The following is a 20,963-nucleotide window of genomic DNA, read 5'->3' on the forward strand; positions in this document are numbered from 1 at the left end:
GTTTTGCAGATGTATACAAATATAGATAATCTTAAGTAACTATACCTTTATTTTAAAAGCTATATGCCCTATTAAAACTCGAAATTAAAACCTTTTTCCGTTAGTTTTTGATAGGTATTATTATCGAATTTGTACAGTTTGGCGGCCCTGTGCGAAACATCTTTTTGTTTCTCGTTAATGTCGACCAAAAGTTTCATCCTTAAGAACTTCCTCCTAAAGTTCGGCTTATCCATCTCTACCTTTAAAATCTCCTGATATAATTGCATAAGCTGCAAGAGTGTAAATTTTTCTGGCAGAAGATTAAAACCTATGGGAGCCTGCCGCACCCTTTTTCTCAGGTTTTGGATGCTGTATTCCAGGATTTGTGTGTGATCATATATCAGCTCGGGCACCTCTGCAATTTTGAACCATTTTGCTTCCGAAGCAGTAAACCCCGCTTTAACGCTGTAATCTTCCCGTTTCACCAAAGCATAATAACCCACAGTTATGACCCTGCCTAAGGGAAAACGATCGGGCTCTCCAAAAGCTTTGAGCTGCTCAAGGTATATATTCTCCAGTCCTGTTAATTCTCTTAGTAGCCTGTGAGCCGCAGCATCTATACTTTCCACTTCCTGAATCCATCCCCCCGGAAGCCCCCATTTTCCTTCACTGATACCCTTCGCATGTTTCACCAGAAGAACCTCAAGACTGCCATTCTCAAAACCAAAAATGGTACAGTCAATAGTAATAGAACTCATTACTGATGTGGAAATAAGTTCTCCGGATTCAATATCTAACAATTCTTTCTTCATTTATTTACCAGGTACATCTGCACTACCTGTGCAATACACAGATAATCATCACAGACAAAAATTTTAAGAATACTTTAATATTAGCATTTAATAATTGCTAAATTAAAAATTAATATTTAAACTTGTAGTCAATTAAACCATAAGATACAAAAATAAGATGGCCACAACCCACACAAGTAAAACAAGCGTTTATCTTATCACCATAGTAGCAAGTTTAGGAGGCCTTTTATTTGGCTATGATACTGCAGTGATATCAGGAGCGGTAGGTGCTCTGGAAAATTTCTTTATCACCTCCCTCGAGAACAGCCCTTCATTTGCTGAAGACACTATTTTTCAGTTTAAAATCACAATAAGCTTATGCGTTCTGGCCATAGGTCTTTTGTTTGCAGATTTTATTCTTAAGTTCTTTCAGAAAAACAAAGCTTATACCATTATTGCCGCAATCCTCATCTTTGGAGGTGCGGTCTTTTATTTTCAATTCCTAACCCTTCCTAACATTCTCACTGAGAATCTCAGGAATTCTATTTTGGGGTTCATGGTGAGTAGCGCCCTGGTAGGCTGTATTATTGGAGCCTCACTGGGTGACAACGTAGCTAATTCTATAGGTAGGCGAAATGGATTGATCATTGCAGCCCTACTCTTCTTAATTTCAGCACTTGGTTCTTCTTACCCCGAGGTCATGAATATCTTCCCCGGGAATGACTTAACTGCTTTTATCATCTATAGAATTATAGGAGGTATAGGAGTAGGACTGGCAAGTATGCTGGCCCCAATGTACATAGCCGAAATGGCACCTGCTAATATAAGAGGCCAGCTCGTTTCTTTTAACCAGTTCGCAATCGTTACAGGGATGTTAGTGGTGTATTTTGTCAACTACTTTATTGTAAGTGGACAAACAGAATTGTGGATCAATGAAACCGGATGGAGATATATGTTCCTGTCTGAAGCAATTCCTGCCTTACTCTTCCTGCTCTTCCTGTTCTTTGTACCTAAAACTCCTAGATTCCAGACTATGAAGGGTAATGAGGAAGATGCGATGAAAGTTCTTACCAAATTAAATGGTCCTGAAACAGCCACCCGAATCCTGTCCGATATTAAAGCCTCTTTTAGTCGCACAAAATCGCATTGGCTTTCGTTTGGATGGGGTGTTGTTATCATAGGTATTCTTCTTTCCATATTTCAACAGTTTGTAGGTATCAACGTGGTTCTTTACTACGCTCCGGAAATCTTTAGGGGAATGGGAATGGAAACAGATGCTTCGATGCTCCAAACCATCATCGTGGGAGCAATTAATATGCTCTTCACAGTACTGGCAATTATGACTGTGGATAAATTTGGAAGAAAAAAATTAATGATGATTGGTAGTGCGGTTATGGCTGTAGCTATGATAGGTCTTGGCTTTGCACTATATACAGAGACCGAAGGTTTACCAGCACTACTCCTTATGCTTCTTTACATTGCTGCATTCGCTATGTCATGGGGACCTGTAACCTGGGTACTACTTTCAGAAATTTTCCCTAATAAAATTCGAGGGGTAATGGCAGTTGCAGTAGCGATTCAATGGTTAGCCAATCTTATTGTTTCCTGGACATTCCCTATGATGAATAACAATTCGGCACTTGTAGAACATTTCAATCACGGCTTCTCATACTGGATATATGGAGTGATGGCTTTTCTTTCTTTACTCTTTATCTGGAAGTTTGTACCAGAGACTAAAGGAAGAACACTGGAGGATATGGAAGAACTATGGATGAAGAAAAAATAAAGAATATTTATGTACTTTTTAGGAATTGATTTAGGTAGTTCTTCAATAAAACTATCTGTACTAAATGCAGAAAAAGGTGAAACCGTATGTTCTGTTACGGCACCCGATTTTGAAATGGAAATGAAGGCACCCAGGTTTGGGTGGGCCGAACAGGATCCTAACAGCTGGTGGCAATACCTTAAGCAGGGTCTAAATGATATAAGCAACAAGCATAACTATGACCTAAAGCAGATTAAAGGAATTGGTATTGCTTACCAAATGCATGGCCTGGTAATAACCGATGAAAACCTTGAGCCCGTAAGGCCCTCAATTATATGGTGTGACAGTCGGGCTGCAGAAATTGGTCATGAAGCATATAGAACTATAGGCGAGAAGAACTGCAATGAGCAGATCCTTGGAAGCCCCGGAAATTTTACTGCATCTAAACTCAGTTGGGTCAAGCAGAATGAGCCGGGAGTATATGCCACGGCAAAATATATGATGTTACCGGGAGATTTTTTAGCTGCAAAGCTTACAGGTACTCCTCAAACAACTTCCTCTGGCTTATCTGAAGCTGCACTCTGGAATTTCCCCGAAGGCCGACTGGCTACCGAAATCCTTGAAAAAATGGGATTAGACGGGGAATTGGTGCCCGAAATTGTTCCCACTTTTGGGGAGCAGGCTACCATTCATCCTGATGTAGCAAACCAACTGGGACTTGACAGCAGTGTCAAAATTACATACCGCGCAGGCGATCAGCCAAACAACGCGCTCTCACTTAATGTACTTAATCCGGGAGAAATAGCCACCACGGCAGGAACATCAGCAGTAATATACGCTGTTACAGATAAAGATATTTACGACGAGCAAAACCGTATAAACACATTTCTTCATGTGAGTAATACTCCAGATCAAAAGAGAAATGGCCTGCTGGGCATTATAAATGGCTCAGGAATTCTATATCAATGGCTACGGAAAATAATGTCGGTGGGAGACAGAGAGCTTATTTCTTATGATGTTCTTAATTCTGAAGCTGCAAAAGCAAAACCCGGAAGTGAAGATCTAAGGTTCTACCCTTTCGGAAATGGAGTAGAACGAATTTTTAATAATCGACAGGCAAAATCGGGTATTGAGAATCTCAATTTTAATATTCATCAACCTGCCCACCTGATAAGGTCTGCCTGTGAAGGAATTGTATTCGCGATGAATTATGGGTTCGACGTTATGAAGTCGCTGGGAACATCTGGTGAGATTGTACGTGCCGGAAAAGGGAACCTTTTCTTAAGTCCTGTTTTTAGAGAGATCTTTTGCAACACTACCCAGGCACAACTCGAACTCTATAACACTTCAGGAGCCGAGGGTGCAGCACGTGGCGCAGCCTATGGATTCGGATATTATAATAACCTAAAAGAAGCGTTCCAAAATCTTCAGCGCCTGGAGTGCCTGGAACCACAAAAAGAACTCTCCAGCCAGTATGAAGAGATCTACGGAAAATGGAAAAGCAACATTAAAACTGAAAAAGAGTAATTATGGAATCAAAATTTTTCAAAAACATTGACAAAATCAAATTTGAAGGCAGGGAGAGTGACAATCCGCTTGCTTTTAAATGGTATGACGAAAATAAAGTAGTAGCAGGTAAAACACTTAAGGAACACCTGAAATTTGCTACTGCCTACTGGCACACTTTCAACAACACCGGAAGCGATCCATTTGGGCCGGGGACAGAAACATTTGAATGGGATAAAAGTAATGATCCCATTACCCGTGCAAAAGACAAAATGGATGCGGCATTCGAATTCATGACCAAGCTGGGAACATCATATTACTGTTTCCACGATGTAGACGTTGTAGATGAAGCACCAACTCTTGCAGAGTTCGAAAAGCGTCTACAAACCATGGTAGAATATGCAAAGCAAAAGCAGGAAGAAAGCGGGATCAAATTGTTATGGGGTACTTCAAACCTCTTCAGCAATCCACGCTATATGAATGGTGCCGCCACAAACCCAAACTTTGATGTGTTAGCCTACGCCGGTGCACAGGCAAAGATCGCTCTTGATGCTACCATGGCACTTGGAGGCGAGAATTACGTATTTTGGGGTGGTCGTGAAGGTTACATGAGCCTTCTTAACACCGATATGAAAAGAGAATTGGATCATTTGGGAAGATTCCTTAACACCTGTAAAGATTACGCCAGAAAACAAGGTTTTAAAGGGAATTTCTTTATAGAACCAAAGCCAATGGAGCCTACCAAGCACCAGTATGATTATGATGCTGCAACTTCGCTGAGTTTCATAAGACAGTACGGCCTGGAAAATGACTTCAAATTAAACCTGGAGGTCAATCACGGAACCCTTGCAGGACATACTTTTGAACATGAGTTGCAGGTAGCTGTTGATGCCGGAATGTTAGGAAGCATCGACGCCAACAGAGGTGATTATCAAAACGGCTGGGATACAGACCAATTCCCAATTGATCTATACGAAATCACGCAGGCAATGCTTATCATCCTTGAAGGCGGCGGAATTCAGGGCGGAGGAATCAACTTTGATGCTAAAGTAAGACGTAATTCTACCGACCTGGAAGATAAGTTCATTGCTCACGTTGCAGGAATGGATGTTTTTGCGAGAGGCTTAATTTGTGCCAATAATATATTGGAGAACTCAAAGTATAAACAACTTCGGAAGGAGCGTTACTCCTCTTTTGACAGTGGAAACGGAGCTAAATTTGAAAACGGTGAACTTTCTTTGGAAGATTTGAGCAAGATCGCCCGTGAGGCAGGAGAACCTCAACAAATAAGTGGTAAACAAGAGCTATTTGAACAAATTATAGCTAATTCCTACTAGAAATAGTTTCAACTTAAGGAGTTTCAACTATTAAGCAAAGCCGCCTGAAGCATTCTTCAGGCGGCTTTTTAGTTTATTACATCAAATGCCGTTACTATTTTCTATGCTCTCAAAAATGGCATTTTGAAGCAACATTTACCATGTTGAGGATATAATTTATAGCTGATTATTCTTTCTTGCTCAGTGAACTTCTGAACAAAACTATTACCGGTTTTCACCATAAGAAAAGGCTGCCTTTACAGACAGCCTTTTCGATTTTTACTTTTTTATGCTAACCGTTCTTAGTAACCAGGGTTCTGGTACATTCCAGTATCTCCTTCCATAGCGTCTATCTGCCCCTGAGGGATAGGACGCAGGTAATGATGCGGCTGAATATTACGGTTAATAGTCTGGGCATTGTGGTCACCGTAATCGCTTCCTGCAATGCGATAGGTTGAAGCAAGTTCTTCCCATGTTTGGGTGCGAATAAGATCATACCAACGATATCCTTCCCCAAAATACTCTCTCGATCTTTCTGCCAGGATGTAGTAAATATCTATTTCTGCCGGAGTTTCAGAAACAAGTTCGTTGCTAAAATCTGCTATTTTAGGCTCTCCTGCATTATTATCCCATCTCCATACTCCTGCTCTTGCTCTTATCACATTAATCAATTCTCTTGCAGAAATTCCTGTAGCATTTGCCCCTTTTACTGCAGCTTCAGCAGCGATGAAGTAAAGCTCAGAAAACTTTGCAATATTAAATGGACGTGTACTCGCAGCATTTGGTTGCCCTAAACCATCTCCAGTATTAGTACGATATGGACCTAATTTCCAAAGTCCGGGATATGTTCTTCTACTAATATCCTGTGGCCCTACAACAAAATCTGACCTTCCAGGTAATTCCCCGGCTCCAATATTACTTTTCCCCTGTCCATCAGGATAGTTGATAGTAGCATCAGGCTGTTCATCAAGGAAGGTAAGGATCGCGTCTCCCGGTTCCACCGGAAGCCCATTGGCGTTATATAACACATCCTGCTCTACTCCACCTTTTGGCCAGTTTCCACGGTAGGTTGTGGTAAAAGTTCCATCATAGCGGGAGTCCTGAGTCTTATCTGCAAAAGTTTGAGTAATAGCTCCAATGGTTGGTGCCATCCTGGTCCATGGACGTCCAAGATCCTGGGAATCTTCTCTTTGTACAGAACTCACAGTTTCATTCCAGTTGGGATCGGTAGCACTACGAATAACAGTATAGTTCCAGGTCATCATCCATCCTGCAAAGTTCTCGGGAGCACCACCACCACTATAAGTAAGACTGGCTCCGTTGTAATATTCACTGGTTTCAGTATGATCTGCATAAAGTAGGATCTCACTATTCCTGTCGTTTTCAGCATTATTTACGTCATAGTAGGTAGGTTGAAGCCCAAAAGGTCCGGGATTATTAATCGCTGTTGTTGCAACATCATAGGCCTGTTGAAAATACCACTGTGCATCATGACCGTCGGGATCTGTGCGGCTGGTTTCGGGGTAGGTAGGAATATTATTTGGATTCTCTAACCACCATCCATAAGTTAAATAAGCTTTAGCCAAATACAACCTGGCAACGGTTTTAGTCGCTCCACCAGTAACTCTTGGAATTTCAGGAAGGTTTTCAACTGCGTCAAGAAGATCGGGAAATATTGCCCTGGTATAAACTTCAGGAACTGTATTTCGTGTAGATGTTCTCGTAGGATTTGTGTTGAAGGTAAGTTCTCCAGCTCCCAGATCTAACGGCACACCTCCAAAAGTCTGGACTAGTAAGAAGTAATCAAAACCTCTAAAAAATCTTGCTTCAGCCGTAAGTTCATCAGATATCCCCACTGCTTCAGCATTTTCAATTACACCGTTAGCGGTATTGATATTTGAAAAGGAAATGTTCCATATCGCATCGGCACGGCTATCTTCAGGAGTAATATTTCCCTGTCCCGAAAGATCCATTACCAGGAAGTTTTGATCTGCACTCTGAGCGTATGTTACCTCATCTGTACCCGTTAAGGTAGTATTGTAGTAATATGCCTGCCCATAAATGTATCTCAAATGAGCATACATAGAGGTCAAACCTCCCAGTACCCCGGCTTCAGTTTTAAAGAAACCTGGTTCATATGTACTTCTTGGCGTCTCTTCAAGAATATCTTCTGAACAGGAAATCAGAAGCATAGCCAACGCAAGAGTGGTTATAACAGAAGTTTTTAAACGAATATTTTTCATAATAATTTTTTTAAAAAGTTAAGTTCACACCTAAAAGGTAATTCCTCGTAGCGGGAGTGTTTGTCCCAATAGTAAGAAGCCTGCCTGGATAACCTGCTACCGCTGAATTCTCATCACCATAAGAGTTGGTTACAGGATCCATCCCCGATTCATCATGATAAGGTGAAAATAGTACAAAAGCATTTTGAACTGTACCATAGAGTCTAAGATCTTTAAAACCAAGGTCACCTATGGTTTCTTTATCAAAGTTATATCCCAGCGTAAGAGTTCGTATCTTTAAATATGAAGCATCAAAATATCCCAGTGTAGAACCATATTTTGGATTATCACCACTTGTTACTCCTCCCGGTTTGGGATACCTGGCTCCTGTATTTTCTGGTGTCCAGTAATCAACATCTACGTTCCCCCGGCGACCGTTCAGCATATTCAAATACCCTGAAGAACCATATAGAGTACTAATAAGTACTCCTCCAGACTGGAATGCACCTACTGCAGTTAAATCGAAATTTTTATAGGAAAGACGAGTATTAAATCCTCCCTGAAAATCTGGATTTACATCAATCACTTTTCTGTCGTCTGGTCCAATTTGCCTCACCGGTACCCCATTGGCATCATACTCTCCGGTATATTTCACCTTGATCATCCCAACATTTCCTCCGGGCTCCAATATATCCAGGTAAGGATCATCTTCCTGCCAAAGCCCAATACGCTCATAGTCATAGATCACATTAATAGGATGACCTTCAAACCAGTTATTACTTACATCCTGAGAAGTTCCTGAAGCAAGTGCCACAAGCTCATTCTCATTAGAATAAAGATTAAGGCCTGCCTCCCAGCTAAAGCCATCGGGGTTATCAAAAATTACTCCATTAAGGGAAAGTTCAAATCCCTTGTTTTGGGTCTCCCCGATATTGGCAGTATAACTTCCTACCCCAGAAGTACCCGGAAGTACCACATTGTAAAGGATGTCATTGGTGTTGGTAATATAGTATTCTGCAGTACCAGTAAGTCGATAATTAAATAAAGAAAAGTCAACTCCGAAGTTATAAGTTGTAGAATATTCCCATCCAAGTTCGGGGTTAGGAAGCTGAGAAACATAATATCCCACTGCATAATTATCGGGACCAAAATTATATGGTCTTGTAGCCAATAGCCCCAAAGTGGAATAAGGAGCTACCGCCTGGTTTGAAGTTTCTCCATAACCCGCACGAATCTTAAGAGAATTCATCCATTCCACATTTTCCATAAATGCTTCGTTGCCAAGATTCCAACCCACAGAAACTGCGGGATACGTGTGCCATTTATGACCTTCAGCAAGTCTTGACGAACCGTCTGAACGTAGTGTGGCAGACAACATATATTTATTCTCATACTCGTACATTATCCTACCCATATATGACATTAAACCGCTTCGGTAGTAGCCCTGATTCGCAGGGTCTATAATGATCTCATCTGTTGCCTGACCTAAATTATAGAACTGAAACTGATCTGTAGGTATTCCCAGGGCAGCAATACTTGAGCTATTAAATTTACTTTCTTCTGTAGAATATAAACCTACCACGTTTATTCTGTGACTGTCGTTAAAAGTACGATCATAGGTTAATAGATTTTCTACCAGGTAACGGGTAGTAATCGAGTTATTAATGGAGGCGTTAGAAAGTGTACTCTCTGAAACACTAAACACTCCCTGGCCGGTATAACTACCTCCATGTGTACTCCGGTAATTAAGACCCAGGTTAATTCTATATTTCAACCCTTCAACGCCAGGAATTTCAAGCTCTCCGAAAAAGTTATTAAAAGTCCCGAATTCTCTGGATTGATCTATCCAGGAATCTCCAAGCCCTTCAATGCTTCCACGAGTTCGCACCCACATATCATCTGCCGCCAGGCTTATTACTCTTTTTAAAGAGCCATCTTCATTATATGGACTGGCAATTGGGGAAGCAGCCAAAACATCATAGATCCCCAGGTTCATTCCATTTCTTACCGAATAATTATTATTAGTATTGAACCCAACCTTGATGTAATCTCCTATATCCTGGCTAAGTGTTGCGTTAAAAGAAATTCGCTCAAAGTATTGTTCGGGTAGAACAGCTGCATCTTTTGTATAACCAAGACTGGCACTATAGCTTCCGCTTTCTGTACCTCCAGAAACACCTAAATTATGATTTGTAATAAAACTGTTTTCATACATAAGGTCCTGCCAGTCGGTGTTTACATCATCCATCTCATCTGCTCCATTCTCGTACTGGTTTGCCGCTTTCCGAAGTGCTACCAAATCTGGCCCACTCATCATTGGATACTCCCCAAACACTGTCTTCACTCCATAAAAAGCATCATAACTAAATTGTGCTTCCTGGCCTTGTCGCCCGGTGTTGGTAGTAATGATAACCACCCCATTAGCTCCCCTGGATCCATAAATTGCGGTTGCCGAGGCATCTTTAAGGATATCCATACTTTGAATATCATTTGGGTTTATATCATTTAGAGACCCTGCAAAAGGCACACCGTTAAGTACGATCAATGGATCATTGCTACCAGATAATGAACGTGTTCCACGAATACGTATTTGCTGTGGAGCACCAGGCTGGGAAGAGGTTTGTGAAAGCTCTACACCAGGAAGTCTTCCCTGTAAAGCTTCAGAAATATTGGCAGAAGGGATTTCTCTTAATTCTTCCCCGCCAATTGAGGAAACAGAACCTGTTACTGCCTCTCTACGCTGAGTTCCATATCCAATTACAACCACCTCTTCCAGGGCTTCAGTATCTTCCTGCAGTACTATATCGATTTCGTTTCGGCCATTAATATTGACCATTTGGGTAGCAAACCCAACATATGAATATACCAGCACTCCGTTAGATGGTACATCCTCTATCACATATTCTCCATCAAAGTCGGTTGTTACACCCCGGGAGGTTCCCTGAAGCAGAACAGTAACCCCAGGTAAAGGCCCTACTTCATCTGTTACTGTTCCCGAAACCGTTATATTCTGAGCGGTTGCGGCACAAGTCATCATTACTGTTAATATTAGCAACAGACTTTTCCAGGAACGTTTTCCTTTTAATAGTAATACTTCCTTCATGTTGTCATAGTTTAAAAAATTAAGAACGATTAGATTGGTTAAATAGCTGTTAAGCTTTCATACGGATAAATATACGTTTTTTATCAATTTGCGCAATCGGTTGCGTAAAAAATAAGTTAAATTTATTTCAAGCTGTGATAACACTAGCCTGTAAAACTTCAAATACCTGTATAACAACTAATTGATAAATTTTAAAATTTACGAATACGATTGATTTTATTTTGTTATTTTAGCATATAGCTTCTTTAACAAAAAATTTTAATTAAACAGTAAATTTTTCCTAATGCAAAGACATTTATCCACAATCAAGAAACTGGCTTATCCCCTGTTCACAGTTTTATTACTTACTGGATGTAAGAATGAAAATAACACACAGCAGATTGAAGAAACTAATGAGGTATCGAATGACACCATTCCTGAATTTGCTTCAGAACCACTGGTAAAGGACAATTACACTGCAGATCCCTCTGCACACGTATTCGAAGGTAAAATATATGTTTATCCTTCCCATGACTGGGATTCAGGGATACCTGAAGATGATACTGGTGCTCATTTCAACATGAAAGACTACCACGTATATTCTATGGATAGTGTAGGTGGCGAAGTTACAGATCACGGCAAAGTGTTAGATGTGGAGGATGTTAAATGGGCTTCAAGACAAATGTGGGCTCCAGATGCTGCTGAGAAAGATGGTAAATACTACCTCTATTTCCCTGCAAAAGATGAAAATGACATCTTTAAAATTGGTGTTGCTGTAGGTGATTCCCCAGCCGGCCCGTTTGAACCACAAGAGGAACCCATTAACAATAGCTACAGTATAGATCCTGCAGTGTACAAAGATACTGACGGAGCCTATTATATGTATGTAGGTGGAATTTGGGGAGGACAGCTTCAACGCTACCGAAATAACGAATATCAGGGTGAGGAAGATGTGTACCCTGCAGATGATGAACCTGCTCTTATGCCTAAAATTGCCCGCATGAGCGATGATATGCTGGGATTTGCTGAAGAATTACGTGATGTGGAGATCCTTGATAAAGAAGGTAACCCACTTACCACAGGTGATAATGACAGGAGATTCTTTGAAGCAGCATGGGTTCATAAATATAACGATACCTACTATTTCTCCTATTCAACCGGAGACACTCATAACATTGCTTATGCAACAGGAGATAGCCCTTATGGCCCGTTCACTTACCAGGGTGTGGTCCTTGAGCCAGTATTGGGATGGACAAACCACCACTCTATCGTAGAATATAATGGTAAATGGTATTTGTTCTATCACGACAGTTCTCTTTCTGGCGGAAAGACTTACCTAAGAAGCATGAAGGTAGCAGAATTAAAACATAATGAAGATGGAAGCATTGAAACCATCAGCTCTTATGCCAATGAAGATGCAGAATAACCTTTCAAAAATGGCATTTTTCAGAACTTTTCTGACGCTGTTCTTTTTTAGCAGTTGTTCAATTGCAATATTTGGGCAGGTAAAATTACCCAGACTCATTAATGACGGAATGGTTATTCAGCGAAATACTGAAGTAAAAATATGGGGATGGGCTTCTAAACAGGAGCCCATTTCTGTTTTTTTCCTGGATAAAGAATACAATACAGTTACAAATGGCGAAGGAAAATGGTCTATTTCCCTTAACGATCTAAAAGCCGGTGGCCCTTTTGAAATGGAGATCAAAGGCAGCAATACCATACAACTTAAAGATATTTATATTGGTGATGTATGGCTTGCCTCAGGACAATCAAATATGGAGCTACCCATGGGACGGGTTGCACCTTTATATCCTGAAGAAATAGCAACCGCTTCTAATGAGGCTATTCGCTATTTTGAAGTCCCTAAAACTTATAATTTCAATGAGGCGAAAGAAGATCTTGAAGGTGGGGAATGGATACCAGTCGCATCAAATACAATTGAAAAAATCTCTGCCGTAAGTTATTTTTTTGCAAAGGATCTCTATGAAGAATATAATGTACCCATTGGCATTATTAACTCGGCACTTGGAGGATCTCCTGCGGAAGCCTGGATAAGTGAAAATGCCCTAAAACAATTTCCTGAGCATTACAAGGAAGCGATCAGGTTCCAGAGTGAAGACTTAAGAGATAGTATTGCAACTGCCGATCAAACCCGTATTAGAAATTGGTACAGCGAAATCCAAAAAAAAGATATAGGAATTAAAAAGAACTGGAAAGCGGCAAATCTCGACGACTCCTCCTGGCAAACTATGGATATTCCCGGCTATTGGGCCGAAACAGATCTTGGCCCTAAAAATGGGGTTGTATGGTTTAGAAAGACCATTGATCTTAAGGAAGAGCAGATACAAGGAGCAGCTAAATTTATATTAGGACGTATTGTAGATGCCGATTCAGTATTTGTAAATGGAAAATTTGTGGGCAATACCACCTATCAATATCCTCCACGACGTTATGAAATTCCAGAGGGCGTATTAAAAGCCGGAGAGAATACCATTAGCATTCGTATCATAAATGAAGGGGGACGTGGAGGTTTTGTAGAGGAGAAAGAATACAAACTCATTACAGGAGAAGAAGAGATAGACCTTACCGGCACCTGGAAGTTTAAACTTGGGGCTGAAATGCCACGTTTACAGGGGCAAACCTTCATCAGATGGAAACCTCTTGGGTTATACAATGCCATGATCAATCCTTTAATTGATTATTCCTTAAAAGGGGTAATTTGGTACCAGGGAGAATCAAATGCAGATACTCCTGGAGAATATGAAGCTCTAATGTCCACACTCATCAAGGACTGGAGAAACAAATGGGATGAGGAAGATCTACCTTTTCTTTATGTTCAACTCGCCAACTTCATGGGAACTAAAGATCAACCCAGAGACAGTCACTGGGCAAGATTAAGAGACGCCCAGTTAAAAACCCTAACTGTACCTCACACCGGAATGGCTGTTGCCATAGATGTGGGAGAATCAAATGACATCCACCCTTTAAACAAAAAGGATGTTGGAGAACGTCTTGCGAGAGCGGCAAAAAAGGTGGCCTATGGTGAAGATATTGTTCCCGCCGGTCCATTGTTCAAGTCTTTCAAAAAAGAAGGAGACTCTATAGTTATCTCTTTTGAGAATATAGGAGGAGGCCTGGTATCCAAAAATGGCAAATCTCTCTCTCATTTTTCCATTGCAGGAAAAGACGGAAAATTCAAATGGGCAAATGCTGAAATTCGCGGAGATAAGATCATAGTCTCTCATCCCGAAATAAAGGATCCTGTAGCAGTGCGTTATGCCTGGGCAGATAATCCTGAAGGTGCAAATCTCTACAACAAAGAAGGACTGCCCGCATCTCCTTTCAGGACAGATGAATGGGACTTGTCTCATTGAAAAAGGGCGTAATCCTATAACTTATTAGGTTAGACCATCATTCAGAAATTTTTTCTTCCGAATGCTGGTCTAATTTCTTTACGCTAACAATGAAATAAACGCTTAACTTTCACCAGAATTCTGGAATAGAATTTGTTTTGAGTTGGGCATCAGCTTCTTAAGAGGGCCCGGGAAATAGATAAGCCTCAAATATATTTTTTACAACCTTTAATGTCTAAACGATCTTCTTTTAAGATTACACCTTCAAAAGCCTTTTCCTCATTGGCTTTACCTGTCTATGGGAGGAATTCTTTGGAAAGAGCAGGAAAAATTTTCTTTTTGCTCATTATTTTCTGTTTCTCTGTTTTACAGGTCTTTGGACAGAAAAACATGCTTCAGGAATATCATTTTGAAACCTTAAAGAATATTCCTACCCAAAGGGCTGTAGCAAGTATTTCCCAGGATCGGCAAGGATTTATCTGGATGGCTACCAATGGATTGGGGCTCTACAAATATAATGGGCTTGATTATTCTTCTTACCAGTTTGAGGAAAAAGACAGTACCAGTCTAAGCATTTCTCTTATTCATACCACTTACGTGGATGGAAAGAACAGGTTGTGGGTTGGAACCCAAACCGGCCTGGATCTCTATAACAGGAACCTGGACAACTTTATTAATATTCCACTTCCGGGACAGGAAAGCGGTGCAGGCATATCTGTACACGCAGTTCTGGAATTAAATAACGGGGAGATCCTGGCAGGAACTCACCAATACGGTTTGATCAAAATTGATCCGGACAGTTTTAATACCACCCAGGTCAATATTACCGGTGTAGATGAAATCCGGAATTTTTTGATCAACACAATTAGCCTCTTTGATGGTAGAATAGTAATAGGTACAGATAAAGGCCTTTTTGAATACGACTCTAAAGCCAATTCCCTGGCTCCCCTTGAATTCATTACTTCTTCAAGAAAAGAAGAAATTACGGCTCATATCAAGACTTCCAAAGTTGACAGTAAAGGAACGCTATGGCTGGGTACTACGCAGGATGGATTGTACAGAATTGAAGATAATGAAAACGGCCGATATGAAATTGAGCACTTCCCTTTTACTTCCAAGAGAATTCTCTCGCTTTTAGAGACTCCCCGCAACACCATCCTATGTGGTACAGAGAACGATGGTATGTTCGAATTAGACCATACCGGAAAAATTCTAATTCATTATCTAAATAATAAGTTCAACGAAAATGGTGTAAAGTCAAATTCTATCTGGTCTTTGTTTAAGGATGATCAGGAGCGAATTTGGGTGGGTTATTACAATAATGGCATAGGGGTTTATGACAAGTTGTATGACAAGTTCCCAGACCTGGAAAGTAAACCCAATAATCAGAATTCCTTACAATCCAATTCGGTAACCGGTCTTTTAAAGGATGATAAAGGCAGATTGTGGATTGGAATGGATGGGGGCGGAATAGACGTTTATGATGCAGATTCAGGAAGTTTCACCCATTTATTAAATAACAGGAATGATATTGCTAACGGGCTGGATTCCCCCGATGTCCAAACCCTTTTCATGGATAGCAAAGGGAATATTTGGGTAGGAACCTGGGACTACGGGATCTACTTTTTGAAAAAAGGAGAGCATACTTTTAAAAATTATTCTGTTCAAAATACAAATGGTGGTATTGCTACCAACAGGATCCTTAGTTTTTCTGAAGATTCTAACGGGACTATATGGATTGGGACTTTTTCGCGGGGAATTCACTCCTATGATCCCAATTCCGAAGAATTCAGGATCTACGATCAAGAGCCTTTTCTAAGGGAGCGCATTAGCTATAGTGATGTAAGGCGGGTTTACGTTGACAGTCGCGATAATATATGGATAGGAGGAAATTCCGGGCTTTTTAGATTAAAGGCTTCCAATGGTGAATATGATCTCGAAGTTTTGTCTCCCAGGTTCTATAAAGATGCCTCCAACCAGTCATATAAAAGTATGGTTCTGGATATTTATGAAGATTCCTCCCAAAGAATATGGATAGGAACCGAAGGTTCGGGGCTCAGTAAATATGATATGAAAGAAGATTCGTTTTCCTGGTTAAAACCAGAAGATGACTTCAATAAGGTATCTGTATCCACAATAATTCAGGATAACAGTGGTGATATTTGGGCAGCCGGAAATAATGGATTGGCGAGGCTGGATATGGATCAGGGAACTATAGAAAACTTCACGATCTTAGATGGATTACTAAGTAATGATTTCAATAGTAACAGCGCCTATAAGGACAAAAATGGGATTTTATATTTCGGCTCCTTTGAGGGAGTAAATTATTTTGATCCTCAAACATTAGAAGTTGTAAACACCAATCCTGCACATGTATACGTTACAGATCTTAAAATTTTCAATCAGCCTGTTGCTCCTTTAAAGGAAGACTCTCCCCTGGAGAAAGTTATTTCTCAAACCGAAAAAATAACTTTAAAGCATTCACAGTCTGTATTCACCATAGATTTTGCTTCTATAGACTTTACAAGACCCGAAAATATTCAGTATGCCTATTATCTTGAAGGTTTTGAAGAAACATGGAACTATGTTGGTAACACACGAAGTGCAACATACACAAATCTTCCTGCAGGAGATTACAAATTTAAAGTAAAGGCGACCAACAGCGATGGCTTGTGGGAAGGAGAACCTGTAACTCTTGGCATAACCATACTTCGCCCCTGGTGGTTAAGCCACCTTGCACTTTTTGTTTATCTCTTAATATTATTAGGCTCAGGTTATGTTCTGGTTCGCTTTCTTGAATCGCGAATTAAAAACAAGCGCATCATAGAAGAAGAAAGAGCACGGCACCTTCAGGAAGAAGCCCTTAACGATAAGAAGATCCAGTTCTTCACTAACATCTCTCATGAATTCAGGACACCACTTACCTTAATTTCAAGTCCTCTTCAGGATGTGCTACAAGACGCCTCTCTTTCAGAAAGGACAAAAGAAAAGCTTAACATCGTTAACAAGAACACAATTCGTCTTAAGCGTCTTATTGATGAATTGATGGACTTTAGAAAACTGCAGTTAAATAAAATTCCACTTAATATTTCTTCTTTTAATATTCTTGAGCTAATGGAAGAAAGTATGGAGTATTTCAAGGAAGAAGCACATCATCGAAATATCGTCCTTTCCCTGGAATCTGAAAATCAATGTTCTGAAATTTGGGCAGATCGAGGCAAGCTTGAAAAGATCCTGTTCAATATACTTTCCAATGCTTTTAAAAGCACGCCGAACAACGGAATTATTACACTAACGGCATCTACAAGAGAGCAATACAATTTTGATCTGGCAAGCAAAGAAAGACCAATAAAAGCCCTGGAATTAAGCATTGAAGATACAGGTAAAGGCATACATCCAAATGAGTTGGATAAAATATTCCAACGGTTTTATCAAATCAAGGAACGCAATGAACAATATTACAACGGAACAGGAATTGGACTGGAGGTGGTAAAAAGCTTTGTAGAATTACACGGCGGAAAAATTGAAGTGGAAAGCGAGCTTGGGGTCGGCACACGCTTTAGAATTCTATTGCCTTTAGAAAAGGAGCATTATTATTCCGAAGAAAATTCGCGCGAAATTGCCATTTCTGAACCCGATAAGATTTCTGAAATTACTTCGGAAAAAGTATTCCCGGAAAAGGATGAAGATCCACGTAAAAAAACTTTGTTGATAGTAGAAGATAATTCAGAGTTAAGAACTTATCTTAAACAGGAATTAGAAGTAGATTACAAGGTGATAAGCGCTAATAATGGAAGGGAAGGGCTCGAAAAAGCAAATAAATACATTCCTGATGTTATTATAACTGATGTTATTATGCCAGTTATGGACGGAATGGAATTCTGCTCCCTCCTTAAAAAAGATGAACGTATAAACCATATTCCTGTACTTATGCTCACGGCAAAAGCCATGACTAACGATTGGATTGAAGGTTTTGAAGCCGGTGCCGATCTCTACCTGAATAAGCCTTTTGAGATGACAATAATGCGTTCTCAAATTAAACAGCTTATCAAAAACAGGACATTGCTCTTTTCGAAATACATGGAAGATGTCAATAAAACGGAATTTGAACCCAATTCCACCTCTTTGGAGCAACAATTCGTTTTTGAGATCATAAAATACACTCGTGAGAATATTAAGGAAACCAATCTTAATGTAGAGAAACTCGCCGATGAATTTAACCTTAGCAGAAGCCAACTTTATAGAAAAATCAAGAATTTGACAGGGCTTACAGCCAATGAACTCATACGTAAAATACGCCTGGAACGAGCCAAAGAACTGCTCGAGGAAAATGCTAATTCTTCAATTAGTGAAATTAGCTATAATGTAGGTTTTTCATCACCTTCTTATTTCTCTAAATGTTTCAAAGGACATTTTGGTGTTCTCCCTACTGAAATTAAAGGGGAATAAGATTAAAAATGGTATTCAAAAATGACATTTTTGAATACCATTTTTATTTCACCCCGGCTTATGAGTTATAAAGTTCATTTGAACATCATTTTCAGGCTTTTTCTCTCCAAACCCTACTTTAAGTTAACCATTCCTGAATAAACAGTTATTATTTACTTTCTCAGTCTTCAAAAAAGGTATTTTATTAAAAGATTTTCAGAAGAATACAACACCAATTTAGTTAATCCTGGTCAATGAAAAAACCGGGTGAAATACCCGGTTTTTTAATGCTCTAAACGCTATTTTCAGAAGGAATTAATACTGCAGTTCGCCGGTGAAATCTTCACTCACATCGCGCCCGGCAAGTCCGTCGGCCACTCCTTTATAAGCATGCTTTCTTTCATAATCTCCATTCCACAGGTTAGGAGATTCGTCTGGTAACCAGAATTCATGTTCTTTCGGGTTATCAGAAATACCCCAGATAGTTACCCCATATTGCTGAGAAGCAGGAACGTGCTCGCGGAATGAATCCAGGATAAACTCATACATCTCTGCCTGATCTGCCATTTGATCTACAGTTGGGTTTGCAGTTCCCAACCTCACATCAAGTTCCGAAATCTTTATGAGCTTGCCGGTTGCTGCAAGTTTCTTGAACATTTCAACAATATTTTCCCTGTTTGTATTTAAAGAAACATGCATTTGGGTTCCAATTCCATCAACTTGTGCCCCCTGACTTTCAATGTAGTTTACGTAGTCTATCAAACCATCTAACTTCGCCATACTGGCCTCGAGGTTGTAGTCATTGATAAACAAAACATCTGAAGGTTCAGCATGTTCACGCGCCAATTTAAAAGCGGTAACAGCATAATCCTTACCTAAATATTTTTGCCAGTAAAAATCATCACTTGCAGGATCGGTAACATTACCATCACGCAATGAGCCACCTTCCTTCATGGGTTCATTTACAACGTCCCAGGCGGTTACTTCATCTGTATAACGGGTAACCATTTCTGTGATCCAATGCTCCATAGCACCACCTATGACCTCTGCTTTTTCTTCATCGGACATTTCAATGATCACCGGCGGAGATCCTGCGGCTACCTCACCTGAGGTAAGCACTACATCGTCTATATAAAAGGTAGTTGCAGTTTGACCGAAATCAAACACAAGTTTATTCCTATCTGCAGTAGTAGGCGTAATGGTTCTCACCACTTGCTGCCAATTGGTTCCAACCTGGATTCCACCTGAGTAATCTGCTGCATAATCGGGATTCTGCAGTTGGAATTGAATAGTTGCAGGAATATTTGCTTTGATATAAAAAGAAACAGTATACTCTGTACCTTCTTCTAAGGGCTCATCTAAAGTATAAACCTGTTGGGCATTATACAATTCTGCTTCAGTAGGATTCGTAAGAACCATTGCGTAACCTGAATTTCCATAACCTTCCCCTTCTGCAGAGACGGTTCTGGTAGACTCATTTCCATAACCGGTCCATGGATCCAGTGTGCCAGTATCAAAATTACTGTTAGATATTAGATTTACAACCTCGGCTTCAGCATCAAGATCCACAACATTAAAGCTATCAACATCAATGTAGTAAGTCACACCAGGAATATAACCTAGGTCTAAAGACATTCCAAAGCTGGTACCTGTATACTCGTTAACCACAAACTTTACCTGCTGCCACTGGGAAGTTGTTTCAAAAGCTTCAGCACCTTCTCCTCCTGTACCATACCAATCTTTCCATGGGTAACCGTTTTCGAACCCACTAAAGGAAACACGACCTTTTCCCGGTTTATCTGATCTTATATAAAATGACACTTCATATTCATGCCCCTCTACTACAGGAACCTGCGGAGTTGCCAATTGAAGATCCCACGGATTTGCAGCACCTGAACCTGCGACAAGTTTTATTGCTTTGGCGTTGTCTCCCAAACCTTCTCCTTCAACCACCGTTATTCCGTCTCCGGGATTATTTCTTGACCATCCGGTAAAGCTGCCATCCTGCAAGCCGGAAATATCAAGTGCGTTTGCACCACTTGACCCCGGTATCACTGTAGGAGCTATTAAGCTATTTAAATAACTTGCATTTTGATTTGCATGCCATACAAGAGTATGTCCATAGACATCTAATCCTGCTTCGTTTGTCGCCGAGATAAAGGCATCAACAGGGGCAAAATTGATTTCTCCCTGTGCATTCACCATGGCACCATGTTTCATGGCGTAACCTACAGTAACCTCATCAAAATTTTCGTTTACTATATTTCTGTAAACTTCATCATTCATGTATAGATCCATCCCTAAACCTACTCCCACAACATAATCTGCATAGGTTTTTAGCGGTGCATACCTTTCGATCTTCTCGGCGAGCTGCAGTGGTAATTCTGCTGTTGTCACCTTTTGATCTTCAGGTCTTTCTTCCCATTCCATGATCTCCCTTTCGCAACCAGCCAAAAGAACCGAGCATAGAATAAATACGGATATTGCTTTTATTTGTTTCATCTCGTTTAATTTTTAA

At 40.3% G+C, this 20,963-nt stretch carries 10 protein-coding genes; 6 read left to right on the forward strand and 4 right to left on the reverse strand.

Features of this window, described 5'->3' with window-relative positions:
• Positions 1-71 precede the first annotated feature (71 nt).
• Complete coding sequence (locus ACQ93I_RS08625) at positions 72-791, reverse strand: NUDIX hydrolase (protein WP_266069205.1); 720 nt, start codon at positions 789-791, stop codon at positions 72-74.
• Positions 792-948: 157 nt separating this feature from the next.
• On the opposite strand from ACQ93I_RS08625, the gene xylE reads away from it, so the two are divergent.
• From xylE to xylA, 3 genes are read left to right on the forward strand one after another with little or no spacing between them, the layout of a single operon-like run.
• Positions 949-2,556 carry a D-xylose transporter XylE gene (xylE, locus tag ACQ93I_RS08630; RefSeq protein ID WP_431698135.1) on the forward strand — a complete coding sequence of 536 codons (1,608 nt, stop codon included), beginning with the start codon at positions 949-951 and terminating at the stop codon, positions 2,554-2,556.
• 9 nt (positions 2,557-2,565) lie between these two features.
• Complete coding sequence (locus ACQ93I_RS08635) at positions 2,566-4,062, forward strand: xylulokinase (RefSeq protein WP_431698136.1); 1,497 nt, start codon at positions 2,566-2,568, stop codon at positions 4,060-4,062.
• A 2-nt stretch (positions 4,063-4,064) separates the two neighbouring features.
• Complete coding sequence (gene xylA, locus ACQ93I_RS08640) at positions 4,065-5,378, forward strand: xylose isomerase (RefSeq protein WP_431698137.1); 1,314 nt, start codon at positions 4,065-4,067, stop codon at positions 5,376-5,378.
• 281 nt (positions 5,379-5,659) lie between these two features.
• Here xylA and ACQ93I_RS08645 read toward each other — a convergent pair whose 3' ends face one another.
• Positions 5,660-7,600: a RagB/SusD family nutrient uptake outer membrane protein gene (locus ACQ93I_RS08645; RefSeq protein ID WP_431698138.1), complete on the reverse strand. Its 1,941-nt coding sequence runs from the start codon at positions 7,598-7,600 to the stop codon at positions 5,660-5,662.
• A 10-nt stretch (positions 7,601-7,610) separates the two neighbouring features.
• Complete coding sequence (locus tag ACQ93I_RS08650) at positions 7,611-10,682, reverse strand: SusC/RagA family TonB-linked outer membrane protein (protein WP_431698139.1); 3,072 nt, start codon at positions 10,680-10,682, stop codon at positions 7,611-7,613.
• 283 nt (positions 10,683-10,965) lie between these two features.
• Here ACQ93I_RS08650 and ACQ93I_RS08655 point away from each other — a divergent pair, with 283 nt between their 5' ends.
• The 3 genes from ACQ93I_RS08655 to ACQ93I_RS08665 all read left to right on the forward strand — a co-directional run bounded on the left by ACQ93I_RS08655 (position 10,966) and on the right by ACQ93I_RS08665 (position 18,466).
• Positions 10,966-12,087 (forward strand): glycoside hydrolase family 43 protein, encoded by a 1,122-nt coding sequence (locus tag ACQ93I_RS08655; RefSeq protein WP_431698140.1) that lies wholly within the window; start codon positions 10,966-10,968, stop codon positions 12,085-12,087.
• Positions 12,038-14,038 carry a sialate O-acetylesterase gene (locus tag ACQ93I_RS08660; RefSeq protein ID WP_431698141.1) on the forward strand — a complete coding sequence of 667 codons (2,001 nt, stop codon included), beginning with the start codon at positions 12,038-12,040 and terminating at the stop codon, positions 14,036-14,038. Before ACQ93I_RS08655 ends, ACQ93I_RS08660 begins: the two co-directional genes overlap by 50 nt.
• A 369-nt stretch (positions 14,039-14,407) precedes the next feature.
• Positions 14,408-18,466, forward strand: a complete 4,059-nt coding sequence (locus ACQ93I_RS08665; protein ID WP_431698142.1) for a hybrid sensor histidine kinase/response regulator transcription factor — start codon at positions 14,408-14,410, stop codon at positions 18,464-18,466.
• A gap of 294 nt (positions 18,467-18,760) precedes the next feature.
• Here the strand turns inward: ACQ93I_RS08665 and ACQ93I_RS08670 are convergent, their stop codons facing one another.
• Entirely contained in the window at positions 18,761-20,947 is a 2,187-nt protein-coding gene (locus ACQ93I_RS08670) for an endo-1,4-beta-xylanase (protein WP_431698143.1), read from the reverse strand.
• Positions 20,948-20,963: the final 16 nt, after the last annotated feature.

The sequence above is a fragment of the Salinimicrobium sp. WS361 genome (assembly GCF_050750585.1).
Classification (GTDB): domain Bacteria; phylum Bacteroidota; class Bacteroidia; order Flavobacteriales; family Flavobacteriaceae; genus Salinimicrobium.

Excerpts from the sequence above, each read along its gene's own strand:
- ACQ93I_RS08625 (WP_266069205.1), bottom strand. The coding sequence starts at position 791 with ATGAAGAAAGAATTGTTAGATATTGAATCCGGAGAACTTATTTCCACA.
- xylE (WP_431698135.1), top strand. The coding sequence starts at position 949 with ATGGCCACAACCCACACAAGTAAAACAAGCGTTTATCTTATCACCATA.
- ACQ93I_RS08635 (WP_431698136.1), top strand. The coding sequence starts at position 2,566 with ATGTACTTTTTAGGAATTGATTTAGGTAGTTCTTCAATAAAACTATCT.
- xylA (WP_431698137.1), top strand. The coding sequence starts at position 4,065 with ATGGAATCAAAATTTTTCAAAAACATTGACAAAATCAAATTTGAAGGC.
- ACQ93I_RS08645 (WP_431698138.1), bottom strand. The coding sequence starts at position 7,600 with ATGAAAAATATTCGTTTAAAAACTTCTGTTATAACCACTCTTGCGTTG.
- ACQ93I_RS08650 (WP_431698139.1), bottom strand. The coding sequence starts at position 10,682 with ATGAAGGAAGTATTACTATTAAAAGGAAAACGTTCCTGGAAAAGTCTG.
- ACQ93I_RS08655 (WP_431698140.1), top strand. The coding sequence starts at position 10,966 with ATGCAAAGACATTTATCCACAATCAAGAAACTGGCTTATCCCCTGTTC.
- ACQ93I_RS08660 (WP_431698141.1), top strand. The coding sequence starts at position 12,038 with ATGGAAGCATTGAAACCATCAGCTCTTATGCCAATGAAGATGCAGAAT.
- ACQ93I_RS08665 (WP_431698142.1), top strand. The coding sequence starts at position 14,408 with ATGCTTCAGGAATATCATTTTGAAACCTTAAAGAATATTCCTACCCAA.
- ACQ93I_RS08670 (WP_431698143.1), bottom strand. The coding sequence starts at position 20,947 with ATGAAACAAATAAAAGCAATATCCGTATTTATTCTATGCTCGGTTCTT.